Source organism: Streptomyces marincola (assembly GCF_020410765.1).
GTDB classification, from domain to species: domain Bacteria; phylum Actinomycetota; class Actinomycetes; order Streptomycetales; family Streptomycetaceae; genus Streptomyces; species Streptomyces marincola.
The window spans coordinates 5,890,376-5,902,516 of record NZ_CP084541.1; the positions used below are offsets into that span (position 1 = coordinate 5,890,376).

10 protein-coding genes are annotated in these 12,141 nt (G+C 76.0%); 9 read left to right on the plus strand and 1 reads right to left on the minus strand.

From position 1 onward, the window contains the following. Positions 1-45: 45 nt before the first annotated feature. The 7 genes from LC193_RS26030 to LC193_RS26060 all read left to right on the plus strand — a co-directional run bounded on the left by LC193_RS26030 (position 46) and on the right by LC193_RS26060 (position 8,425). On the plus strand, positions 46-2,565 hold the full coding sequence (locus tag LC193_RS26030; RefSeq protein ID WP_226077815.1) for a SpoIIE family protein phosphatase: 2,520 nt from the start codon (positions 46-48) through the stop codon (positions 2,563-2,565). Beyond that, positions 2,562-3,284: a class I SAM-dependent methyltransferase gene (locus LC193_RS26035; RefSeq protein ID WP_226077816.1), complete on the plus strand. Its 723-nt coding sequence runs from the start codon at positions 2,562-2,564 to the stop codon at positions 3,282-3,284. Before LC193_RS26030 ends, LC193_RS26035 begins: the two co-directional genes overlap by 4 nt. Positions 3,285-3,295: 11 nt before the next feature. Beyond that, entirely contained in the window at positions 3,296-4,132 is an 837-nt protein-coding gene (locus tag LC193_RS26040; RefSeq protein ID WP_226077817.1) for a M55 family metallopeptidase, read from the plus strand. Further along, on the plus strand, positions 4,125-5,516 hold the full coding sequence (locus LC193_RS26045) for a M20/M25/M40 family metallo-hydrolase (RefSeq protein WP_226077818.1): 1,392 nt from the start codon (positions 4,125-4,127) through the stop codon (positions 5,514-5,516). The genes LC193_RS26040 and LC193_RS26045 overlap by 8 nt, the downstream gene beginning before the upstream one ends. 107 nt (positions 5,517-5,623) lie before the next feature. After that, positions 5,624-7,582: a prolyl oligopeptidase family serine peptidase gene (locus LC193_RS26050; protein ID WP_226078886.1), complete on the plus strand. Its 1,959-nt coding sequence runs from the start codon at positions 5,624-5,626 to the stop codon at positions 7,580-7,582. 97 nt (positions 7,583-7,679) lie between these two features. Next, a complete protein-coding gene (locus LC193_RS26055) occupies positions 7,680-8,096 on the plus strand; it encodes a CBS domain-containing protein (protein ID WP_226077819.1) in 417 nt (138 codons plus the stop codon). Between the two features lie 95 nt (positions 8,097-8,191). Continuing rightward, a complete protein-coding gene (locus LC193_RS26060; protein ID WP_226077820.1) occupies positions 8,192-8,425 on the plus strand; it encodes a LapA family protein in 234 nt (77 codons plus the stop codon). 46 nt (positions 8,426-8,471) lie between these two features. Here the strand turns inward: LC193_RS26060 and LC193_RS26065 are convergent, their stop codons facing one another. Next, complete coding sequence (locus LC193_RS26065) at positions 8,472-8,780, minus strand: PhnD/SsuA/transferrin family substrate-binding protein (RefSeq protein WP_226077821.1); 309 nt, start codon at positions 8,778-8,780, stop codon at positions 8,472-8,474. A 282-nt stretch (positions 8,781-9,062) separates the two neighbouring features. Between LC193_RS26065 and LC193_RS26070 the strand changes: the two genes are divergently transcribed. Both LC193_RS26070 and LC193_RS26075 read left to right on the plus strand, forming a co-directional pair. After that, positions 9,063-11,030: a DUF5107 domain-containing protein gene (locus tag LC193_RS26070; protein ID WP_226077822.1), complete on the plus strand. Its 1,968-nt coding sequence runs from the start codon at positions 9,063-9,065 to the stop codon at positions 11,028-11,030. A 310-nt stretch (positions 11,031-11,340) separates the two neighbouring features. Further along, entirely contained in the window at positions 11,341-12,102 is a 762-nt protein-coding gene (locus LC193_RS26075; RefSeq protein ID WP_226077823.1) for a DeoR/GlpR family DNA-binding transcription regulator, read from the plus strand. Positions 12,103-12,141 lie beyond the last annotated feature (39 nt).

Below are 12,141 nucleotides of genomic sequence, written 5' to 3' on the forward strand. Positions count from 1 at the left end.
CCGACCGCGTAACGTGGAGTCGCTCCCGGCCCGGAAGGAGAGACGGTGACCGCCGATCCCGAACGCCCGCAGCAGGAGGATCCCCCGCCCCCGGAGGCTGTGGGGCGGATACCGCTCGCCGTGGTCGTCGTCGACGGCGCCGGCCTCGTCACCCACTGGAGCACGGGCGCCCGCCGCCTCTTCGGCCCGGCAAGGGAACAGGCGGTGGGGCGGCCGGCCGCCGAGATCATGCCGGTGTCCGGCATCGTCGACCGCGACCCCGGGCCCGACGCCGTTCCCGCCGACCCGTGGCCCGGCGCCCCGGACGGCGGCGGGCCCCTCGACCCCGACACGCGCGTCGAGATCATCTTCGGCGCGGAGACCACCGAGCTGACCCAGCCGACGGCGGGCCGCTTCTGGACCAGGGACCCCGAGCCGGGCGGCGCCGCCCGCGACGTGCTGTGGTGGATCTACCCGCTGCACGGTCCGGGGGCGGCCCGCGTCCTGGTGCTCGCCGCGGACGGCAGCAGGGTCGAGGCGGCGGGCCCGGGCCGCAAGGAGCGCCTCGTCCCCGGCTTCGCCCCGCACACCGAGTTCGCGGAGGCGGACCGGCTCGCCGCCGAACTGCCCGACATCCTGCCCGGCATGAGCACGCGCGACAGCGCCCGCATCGCCGCCCGCGTGCTCGAACTCGGCTATCCCGTCCTCGACATCAGCCACCACGCCCGGCTGCCCGTCAGCCCCGACTGGGGCGTGCCCCTGCGGGTGCGCCGACGCGACGCGCTGCGCCGCGCGGTGGAGCGGGCCAGGGCGGCGCACGACGAGGAGACCGCGGCGGCGGCCGAGGCGGAGCTGGCGTCCGACCTGGAGTACGCGGCGGTCCGCGAACGCCTCGAATTCCTCAACGAGGTGAGCGGGCGCATCGGTTCCTCGCTCGACCTCGCCCGCACCATCCGCGAGGTCAGCGCCGCGGTCGTGCCCCGCTTCACCGATGTCGCCGGCACCTACCTGCGCGAACAGGTCGTCGCGGGCGAGGGCTTCCCCGACGGCCCGCCCGACGCCCGCACCCTGTGGCACCGCGTCGCCGTCGAGCACAACGACGAACCGGGGCGCTGGGACGACGTGATCCCGATCGGGGAATCGATGCCGTTTCCCGAACACACCCCGTTCTTCCAGTGCATGTCCAGCGGTCAGCCGGTCCTGGTACCGCGCGTATCGGAGGAGATGGGCCACGCCATCGCCGCGCAGTTCGAGAAGCGCGACATCCGGCCGCTGATCACCCACCGCTCCATGCTCATCGTGCCGCTGAAGGCACGGCAGGTCGTCCTCGGCTTCATGATCCTGCTGCGGCACGCCGAGCGGCCGGAGTTCAACGACATGGACCGCGTGACCGGCGCGGAACTCGCGGCGCGCGCCGGGCTCGTGCTCGACAACGCCCGCATGTACACGCTCCAGGAGAACGTCGCCGACACCCTCCAGGACAGCATGCTGCCGCGCGTCCAGCCCCGCATGGCCGGCTGCGACGTCGCCACCCGCTACCTGCCGGGCACCAGCCTCGGCCGGGTCGGCGGCGACTGGTTCGACACCATCAGGCTCCCCGGCTGCCGCACCGCGCTGGTCGTCGGGGACGTCATGGGCCACGGGCTCAACTCGGCCGCCATGATGGGCCAGTTGCGGACGGCCGTGCAGACCATGGCCGCGCTCGGCACCGAGCCGGCGCAGCTCCTGCGCGGCCTGGACGACCTCGCCCAGCGGCTCGGCGACCACTACCTGGCCACCTGCCTGTACGCCGTCTACGACCCGGTGCGCTCGGTGCTGCGGCTCGCCAACGCCGGGCACATCCCGCCCGTGCTCGTCGCCGCGGCCGACGGCACGGGACGCCTGCTCGACCTGCCGACGGGCGCGCCCATCGGGGTCGGCCGGGTCCCGTTCACCACCGTCGAGGTGCCCGTCGAGCCAGGCGACCGGCTCGTGATGTGCACCGACGGCCTGGTCGAGGTCCGCGGCCAGGACATCGGCGTCGGGCTCGCCGCGCTGTGCGAGTCCGCCGCCCACCCGGCCGCCGCCATGGACGACGCCTGCGACGCCGTCATCAGGGCCCTGGCCGCCGCGACCGCGCCCGAGGACCGCAAGGACGACGTGGCGCTGCTGATGGCCCGGCTGGCCGGCATCCCGCCGGGCGATGTCGCCCACTGGCAGTTGGACACCCACCCCGCCGAGGTGTCCCGCGCGCGGCGGCTGGTCCGCGACCGGCTGAGCGACTGGGGGCTGTCCTTCGCCGCGGACACCGCGGAACTGCTCGCCAGCGAGCTGGTGACCAACGCCGTGCGGCACGCGGGCCCCGGGCCGATCGGGCTGCGCCTGGTGCGCGCCGACGCGCTGCTGTGCGAGGTCACCGACGGCTCGCCCGCGCTTCCGGTGCTGCGCGAGGCCCGCGGGTCCGACGCCGCGGGCCGCGGCCTCAACGTCGTCGGCCGGCTGGCCCGCGCCTGGGGCAGCCACGCGGGCGGACCGGGCAAGACGGTGTGGTTCGAGCAGAGCCTGACCAGGCCGGGCCCCGGCGCCCGGGGGCGGGGTGCCGCGTGACCGGCGCCGCGGCGGCCGGCGCCTGGGACGGCTTCTGGCGCGCCGCGCCCCCCGGCCCCAACACCGTGTTCTGGGACGCCGCGCCCGCCGAGGTCGCGGCGGCGCACCTGCCGCACTTCGCCCCCCATCTGGCGCAGCCGCTGCCGCTGGTCGACGTGGGCTGCGGCAACGGGACCCAGACCGTGTTCCTGGCCGAGCGGCACGCGGGGCCCGTGCTCGGTGTCGACCTGTCGGCCGAGGCGGTGGCCCGCGCCCGCCGCGCGGCGGGCGCGGGCCCGGCCGCGTTCAGGACGCTGGACGCCGCCGACGCGGACGCCGTGCGCGCGCTGCACCGCGAGCTGGGCGACAGCCACGTCTACCTGCGCGGCGTGCTGCACCAGGCGCCGCCGGCCGGGCAGGCCGCGCTGGCCGCGGGCGTCGCCGCGCTCCTCGGCGCGCGCGGGCGCGGCTTCGTCGTCGAGCCCTCCGAGGCGGCGAAGGCCGCCCTGGCCGGCCTGCTGCGGCGTTCCGGCGGCCCGCCGCCCACCCTGGCCGCCGTCTTCGAGCACGGCATCGCGCCGGCCGGCCTCACCGAGGGGCGGCTGCCCGACCTGTTCCGCGCGGCCGGCCTCGCGGTGCTCGCCGCCGGTTCGCTGCCGCTGGCCACCACCGAGCGCGGCACCGACGGCACGGCCGTCACCCTGCCGTCGAACTGGCTGGTCGTCGGTCGCCGCGGGTAACGTGACGGCCCATGACCCGGATTCTCGTTTCGGCCGACATGGAAGGGGCCACCGGCGTCACCTGGCCCGCCGACTGCCTCCCCGGCACCCCGGAGTGGCAGCGCTGCCGGCCCATGCTCACCTCCGACGTCAACGCCGCCATCGCGGGCTTCTTCGACGGCGGCGCCACCGAGGTGCTGGTCAACGAGGCGCACATGACGATGCGCAACCTGCTGCTCGAACAGCTGGACGACCGCGCGGAGTTGCTGACCGGCCGCCACAAGGACCTCAGCATGGTCGAGGGCGTCCAGCGCGGCGACGTGGACGGCCTGGCGTTCATCGGCTACCACACGGGCGCGGGCGACGAGGGCGTGCTCGCGCACACCTACCTGGGGAACTCGGTCACCGGCGTCTTCGTCGACGGCGTCCGCGCCAGCGAGGGCCTGCTGAACGCGCTGGTCGCCGCCGAGTACGGCACCCCCGTGGTCCTGGTCACCGGCGACGACCGCACGTGCCTGGACGCCGGTGGCTACGCGCCCGGCGTGCCGGCCGTCGCGGTCAAGGACTACGTGTCGCGCTACGCGGCCGTCTGCCGCACGCCCGCGCGGACCGCCGCCGACATCCGCGCCGCCGCGGCGGACGCGGTCGCGCACGCCGTGCGCCGCCCGCCGGCCGAGCGGGTCGCGCGCCGGATCGAGGTCGAGTTCGACGCGGAGCACCTGGCCGGGGCGGCGGCCATCGTGCCGGGTGTCGAGCGGACGGAGCCGCTGCGCGTGGCGTTCACGGCGGAGTCGATGTACGAGGGTATCCGCTGTTTCAAGGCGGTCACAACGCTGGTATCCGCGGCGGTGGAGGAATGGTATGGCTGAGCAGGACAACGGCGCCCACGACGGCACGGCACCCGGCGGCGGGGCACCGCACATCGACGCCACGGCGCTCGACGAGGCCGTCAGGTTCACGTCCGACCTGATCCGCCTCGACACCACCAACCGGGGCGGCGGAGACGGCACGGAACGCGAAGCGGCCGAGTACGTCGCGGCCCGCCTGGCCGAGGCGGGGATCGAACCGCTCCTGCTGGAGAAGGCCCCGGGGCGCACGAACGTCGTGGCGCGTGTGCCGGGCGCCGACCCGGCCGCCCCCGCGCTCCTCGTCCACGGCCACCTCGACGTCGTGCCCGCCGACCCGGGGGAGTGGCAGGTGCACCCCTTCTCCGGCGAGATCCGCGACGGCGTCGTCTGGGGGCGCGGCGCGGTCGACATGAAGGACTCCGACGCCATGGTCCTGGCCGTCGTCCGCGCCTGGGCCCGCGCCGGCGTGCGCCCGGCGCGGGACATCGTGCTGGCCTTCACGGCCGACGAGGAGGACACCGCCCAGTACGGCTCTGGTTTCCTCGTCGCGCACCGGCCCGAACTGTTCGAGGGCTGCACCGAGGCGATCGGCGAGTCCGGCGCGTTCACCTTCCACCCCGGCGACGGCCGCCGCATCTACCCGGTGGCGGCGGGCGAACGCGGCACCGCGTGGCTCACCCTCACCGCCGGCGGCCGGGCGGGCCACGGCTCGAAGATCAACCGCGAGAACGCCGTCACGCGCCTGTCCGCCGCCGTCACCCGCATCGGCGAGCACACCTGGCCGGTCCGGCTGACCCCCGTCGTCCGCGCCGCGCTGACCGAACTCGCCGGCCTGTACGGCGTTCCGCTGCCCGACCTCGACGCCGACGACCCCGCCGCGCTCGCCGCAGGCGTGGACGACCTGCTCGCGCGCATCGGCCCGGCCGCCGCGCTGATCGCGCCCACCGTGCGCAACAGCGCCAACCCCACCATGCTGGACGCCGGCTACAAGGTGAACGTCATCCCGGGGCGCGCCCGCGCGCACGTCGACGGGCGGGTCCTGCCCGGCGGCGAGCAGGAGTTCACCGACACCCTCGACCGGCTCACGGGGCCAGGCGTCGACTGGGAGCACCTGCACCACGAGATCCCGCTCCAGGCCCCCGTGGACGGGCCGGCGTTCGCCGTCATGCGGGAGGCGCTGCTGCACTTCGACCCCGGCGCGCACGTGATCCCCTACTGCATGTCGGGCGGCACCGACGCCAAGCAGTTCTCCCGGCTCGGGGTGACCGGCTACGGCTTCATGCCGCTGCGGCTGCCGCCCGGCTTCGACTACCAGGCGATGTTCCACGGCGTCGACGAGCGCGTACCCGTCGACGCCCTCCACTTCGGCACGCGCGTGCTCGACCGCGCGCTGCGCGCCCTGTGACGCGGGGCGCCGGGGCCGGACCCGGCAGGCACGAGGACGAGCACAGGGAGGAACCCGTGGGCCGACGCCTACCGCACGGCACGTGGCCGTCCCCGGTCGACGCGGCCATGGTGGCCGCGCACGACGGGCGCCCCGAATACCTCGGCGCGGTCGGCGAGGAGCTGTGGTGGACGGCGCCGCGCCCGGCCGAGGCGGGCCGCCGCGCCCTGCTGCGCCTGCGGCCGGGCGCCGAAAAGCCGGAGTCCGTCCTGCCCCCGCCGTGGAACGTGCGCAGCCGCGTCCTCGAATACGGCGGCCTGCCGTGGGCCGGGATCGCGCGCGACGCGGGCGGCCCGCTGGTCGTCTTCGTGGACTTCGCCGACCAGCGCCTGTACGCCGTCGAGCCCGACGCCCCCGGCGGGCCGCGCCCGCGCCCGCTGACGCCGGACGCGGGCGGCCCGGACCGGCTGCGCTGGTGCGATCCGGTGATCCGGGCCGAGGCGGGCGAGGTCTGGTGCGTGCTCGAAGAGCTCGGCGCCGGCCACCCGGCCGACCCCGAGGACGTCAGGCGGCTGCCCGTGGCCGTGCCCCTCGACGGCGGCGCGGCCGGTGACCGCGCCGCGGTGCGCGCGCTCGACGGGCCGCGCCACCGCTTCGTCACCGGGCCGCGCCCCTCGCCCGACGGCCGGCGCGCGGTGTGGCTGGCCTGGGACCACCCGCGGATGCCGTGGGACGGCACGGAGGTGAAGATCGCCGAGGTCGCGCCGGGGCCCGAGCCCGTGTTCACGGACGTGCGCACCCTGGCGGGGGGCCCCGACGAGTCCGTGGCACAGGCCGAGTGGGCCCCCGACGGGAGCCTGCTCGTCGCGAGCGACCGCACCGGCTGGTGGAACGTGCACCGCGTCGACCCCGGCACCGGGCACGCGGTGAACCTGTGCCCGAGGCCCGAGGAGTTCGCCGACGCCCTGTGGCGCGTCGGCAGCCGCTGGTTCGCGCCGCTCGATGACGGGACCATCGCCGTCACCCACGGCCGCGGCTCCGCCCGGCTCGGCGTCCTCGACCCGGCCACGGGGCACCTGGCCGACGCCCCGGGCCCGTGGACCGAGTGGCAGCCGTGCCTGGCCGTGCGGGGCACCCGGGTCACCGGCATCGCGGCGGGTCCTGACCGGGGCCACGAGATCGTCCGCCTCGACACCGCGACGGGCCACTGCCAGGCCGTCGCCGCCCACTACCGCGACCCGGTCGACCCGGCCTACCACGCCCCGCCGCTGCGCCGGGTGTTCGAGGGACCGGGCGGCCGGGAGGTGCACGCGCTGATCCACGCGCCGCACCACCCGGAGGTCACCGGGCCCGAGGGCGCGGCGCCGCCGTTCGTCATCTGGGCGCACGGCGGTCCGACCTCCCGCTGGAGCGAGGCGCTCGATCTTGAGGTCTCCTTCTTCACCTCGCGCGGCATCGGCGTCGCCCGCGTCGACTACGGCGGCTCCACGGGGTACGGCCGCGCCTACCGCGACCGGCTGCGGGAGCGGTGGGGCGTCGTCGATGTCGAGGACTGCGCCGCCGTGGCCCGCGCGCTGGCGGCCGAGGGCAGCGCCGACCCGGCGGCCCTGGCCATCCGGGGCGGCAGCGCGGGCGGCTGGACCGCCGCCGCGTCCCTCGCGGACCCGGCGACCTCCGGCCTCTACGCCTGCGCCGCCATCTCCTACCCCGTCCTCGACCTCGCCGCGTGGGGCCCCGGCACGACCCACGACTTCGAGTCCCGCTACCCGGAGACGCTGATCGGGCCGCGCGACGCGGTGGGCGACCGCTACCGGGAGCGTTCCCCTGTGCACCGCGCGCACGGCATCACCGCGCCGTTCCTGCTGCTCCAGGGGCTCGACGACCCCATCTGCCCGCCCGCGCAGGCCGAGGCGCTGGTCGCGGCCGTGGCGGGCCGCGACGTTCCGCACACGTACCTGACGTTCCCGGGCGAGGGCCACGGCTTCCGCCGCGCCGACACCGTCCGCACCGCGCTCGAAGCCGAACTCGCCCTCTACCTGGCGACGTTCCCCGGCACCGCGGCCCGTGCCCGGGACCGGGGGCACTGAGCCGCCGGCCCGGCGGCTCACCCGAATGGCGCAGACCGGGGAGCGGGGTGACGATGGAGTGAGGAGGAAGACACCGAAGCCCCCGAGGAGGGACGCCATGACCACCGCCGCGGAGATCATGAACCCGGGCGCCCAGTGGATCCCGGAGACGGAAACGCTCGACCGGGCCGCGCAGCTGATGCGCGAGCTGGGCGTGGGCGCCCTGCCGGTCAGCGACCCCGAGGAGCGGCTGTGCGGCATCATCACCGACCGTGACATCGTCGTGAAGTGCGTCGCCGCGGGCCACGACCCGGCCCAGGTGACGGCGAGCGAGCTGTGCCAGGGCACACCCCGCTGGATCAACGACGACGCGGACGTCTCCGAGGTGCTGTCCACCATGGGCACCCACCAGATCCGCCGGCTGCCGGTGATCGACGAGGACAAGCGCCTGGTCGGCATGATCAGCGAGTCCGACCTCGCCCAGGTGCTCACCGACGACCAGATCGCCGACTTCGTCTCCCAGGTCTACGCCTGAACGGCCGACCGCCCACCGGGGTCCGTGCCGTTCGCGGCGCGGACCCCGGCGCGGTTCGCCGGGCGGCGGGCGCCGCCCGCTCGCATCCTGGTGCCATGACCTCAAGTGCCAGGCGCCCGAGGAGCGGGCGCTCCGCCGAATTCTGGACCCCGGGCCGGATCACCCTCGCGGCCGTCGCCGTCCTCACGCTGATCTTCATCTTCGAGAACACCCGGCAGACCCGGATCAGGCTGCTGATCCCCGAGGTGACGATGCCGCTGTGGCTGGCGCTGCTCGCGCCCGGCGTCATCGGCGCCCTGTGCGGGCTCTACCTCGCGCGCCGCAGGTGAGGCCGGCGGCCGGCGCGCCGGCCGGGGGACGCCCCGGCCGGCGGCCTCACGCGTCCCCGGGCGACGTCGGCCTGCCCGCTCGCTGGGCCTCGATCACGGCGGTGTAGCTGGTGGCCTTCTGGAAGGTCACCTCCTTGCCGGTCTCGTCCTCAAGCAGCTCGATGATCGGCTCGTAGCGCTGGGCGGGCGAGGTGGACTCCTCGGACGGGATCGCCGCGAGGACCAGGGTGTCCGGGTCGCGGCCCTCACCGGAGTCGCCGCCGCCGGACGCGGCGCTGGAACCGCAGGCGGTGAGCGCGAGCGGGACCAGGGCGGCGCGCGCCGCCAGCCGGGGGACGCGGGTCGTGCTGGGCATGGTGGAACGTCCTTCGACACAGGGGGGTGGGGCTGTCAGCGTCGGGAGGACAGGTGTGGACGCGGGCGCACAGGGGTTAACCCGTGCTGAACGGTGCGGAAGACAACGGTCCAGTTGGTGCCACAAGCGGCCCCGCCGCCCGGCCGCCGCGCCCTGCCAGCCCGCGCGGCGACGGGGCGCGCCCGCGGCGTCGCGTGCGGTGTCCCGGCGGTCCCGGCCCTGTTGTCCGGCCTGTCCCCGCCGTGTTCGATGGTCGTCACGCACCGGCCACCGGAGGGGAACATGGCCCGCACCACGACGACCGTCCGCCGCAGCACGCTCATCCTGCCCGTGGCGCCCCTGGGCCCCGAGAACCCGCTGCCGCCGCTGCTGCCCCGCGACGAGGCGCACCACGTCGGCGAACGGGAGCGGGCCGCGCTGCCGCCCGACATGGCCCGCCAGATCGGGTACGCGCCGCTGCGCACGGTGCTGCCCACCCGGCTCCTCGACGGGTACGGCAGGACCCGCCGCCGTACCGAGCTGGAGACCCTGGTCATCGAGAACGACCGGCTGCGCGCCACCGTGCTGCCCGGTTTCGGCGGCCGCGTCCACTCGCTGTACCACAAGCCGTCGGGGCGTGACCTGCTGTACACCAACCCCGTGCTCCAGCCCGCCGACTTCGCGCTGAACGGCGCGTGGTTCTCCGGCGGCATCGAATGGAACATCGGCGCGACCGGACACACGACGCTCTCCTGCGCGCCCGTGCACGCGGCCGTCGTGACGGCTCCCGACGGCGGCCGGATGCTGCGGCTGTGGGAGTGGGAACGGCTGCGGGACACGCCGTTCCAGGTCGACCTGTGGCTGCCCGAGGGCTCGGACCACCTGTTCGTCGGGGTGCGCGTCCGCAACCCGCACGAGACGGCCGTGCCCCTCTACTGGTGGTCGAACACCGCCGTGCCCGAGGGCCCCGGCACCCGCGTCCTCGCGCCCGCCGACGAGGCGTGGCACTTCGGCTACGCCAGGACCCTGCGGCGCATCCCCGTGCCCGAGTGGGACGGCGCGGACCGCAGCTACCCGCTGCACGGCGACCACCCGGCCGACTACTTCTACGAGGTGCCCGCGTCCGCCAGGAAGTGGATCGCCGCGGTGGACCGGCACGGGTCCGGCCTGGTGCAGACCTCCACGGCCCGGCTGAGCGGCCGGAAGCTGTTCGTGTGGGGCGCGGGCCCGGGCGGGCGCCGCTGGCAGCGCTGGCTGACCGAGGAGGGCACGCCCGGGTACGCCGAGATCCAGGCCGGGCTGGCCCGCACCCAGCTGGAGCACGTGCCGCTCGCGGCCGGGGCCGAGGTCAGCTGGCTGGAGACCTACGGGCCGGTCGACTGCGACCCGGCCGCCGTGCACGGCTCCGACTGGCGCGCGGCCCGCGAACACCTCGCGCTGCGGCTGGCGGACACGCTGCCGGCGGAACGCGTGGCGGCGGCGTACGCGGCCTGGCTGCCCTGCGCGGACCTCGCCCCCGAGGAGGCGCTGCACACGGGGAGCGGCTGGGGCGCGCTCGACGTCGCGCGCGGCGGCTACGCGTTGCCTGGCACGCCGTTCGACTCCGGCACGATCGGCGCGGAGCAGCGCCCGTGGCTGCGGCTGCTCGACACAGGACGGCTCCCGGACGAGGCCGCGGACCCGGCCAGGCCGCCAGGGCCAGGACCGGTCTCCGCCCCCTGGCGCGAGCGCCTTGAGTGCGCGCCGGGCGGGCCGGTCACCGACTACCACCTCGGGGTGGCCCAGTGGCACGCGGGCGACCGGTCGCAGGCCGGGCGCAGCTGGGAACGCGCGCTCGCCGCCGGACCGACCCCCTGGGTGCTGCGCTGCCTCGCCGTGGCCCGGGCCGCCGCCGGGCACCGGCAGGAGGCGGCCGAGTACGCCGCCGCGGCGGCCGGCCTCGCCCTCGACACGCCGGGCGTGCCGCTGCCCGCCCTGGCGGCGCTCGGCCGCGAGGCGGTGCCGCTGCTGCTGGCCGCGGGCCGGGCCGCCGAGGCCGGGCGGCTCCTGGAGCGGCTGCCGGACCGCGTGCGCGGGACGGGCAGGTTCCGGCTGCTGCACGCGCGCGTGCTCATCGCCCAGGGCGACCGGCGCGCCGCGCGGACCGTCTTCGACGCCGGGTTCGAGGTGGCGGACCTGCGCGAGGGCGACGAGATCCTGAGCGACACCTGGGCGGAGCTGACCGAGGATCCGCTGCCCGAGCGGTACGAGTTCCGGATGCGCCCGTCCTGACCCGGGCGGCCCCCGCGGCCGGTGGTGGACCGGGCGCCGGGCAGGGCCCGGTGCCCGCCCGGTGACCGGATGCGGCCGACCGCTCGGACACGCGGCGACCGAACGGGCGCGAAACGGGCGCCCGCATTGCCCGTCCGGGCGGCGGGCGTGGGCCGCCGCCCGGTCGTCGCCCCACCGGACGGGCATTATCGGGCGTGATCTTCCGCACTGAATGCCTGGGCAGGGGCGGGCGTTGAGCGGTAGAACTCTGCACACGGGCCCAATCAGGCAGGGAAAGCACGGAATCGGAACCGCTGCGAGGAGGCACCGCATGACCGCGGAGGAGCGGCAGCGCGCCATCGTCGGAGTCGCCAGGCGCTCCGGCGCGGTGCAGGTCACCCAACTGGCGCGGGATCTCGGCGTGGCCAAGGAGACCGTGCGCAGGGATCTGCGCGTGCTGGAGGCGCACGGCCTGCTCCGCCGCACCCACGGCGGCGCGTACCCCGTGGAGAGCGCCGGGTTCGAGACGACGCTCGCGCTGCGCGCCACGCGGCACGTGCCGGAGAAGCGGCGCATCGCCGCGGCCGCCGCCGAACTGGTGGGCGACGCCGAGACGGTGTTCATCGACGAGGGCTTCACCCCCCAGCTCATCGCCGAGTCGCTGCCGAGGGACCGGGCGTTGACCGTGGTCACCGCGTCGCTGACCGTGGCGTCGGCCCTGGCCCCGGTCGACGACTGGACGGTGCTGCTGCTCGGCGGCCGGGTCCGCGGCTCCACGATGGCAACGGTCGACCACTGGACGGCGAAGATGCTCGCCGGCTTCGTCATCGACCTCGCCTTCATCGGCGCCAACGGCATCTCCCGCGAGCACGGCCTCACCACGCCCGACCCCGCGGTGAGCGAGGTCAAGCGGCAGGCCGTGCTGGCCTCAAGGCGCCGGGTGTTCACCGGCATCCACACCAAGTTCGGCGCGGCGAGCTTCTGCCGCTTCGCGGACGTGCCCGACCTCGACGTGATCGTGACGAGCACGAGTCTCAGCACCGCGGAGGCACACCGCTACTCCCTCCAGGGGCCGCAGGTCATCCGCGTCTGACCGGCTCGCCCGATCCCACACATCCACGACACCCCCCCG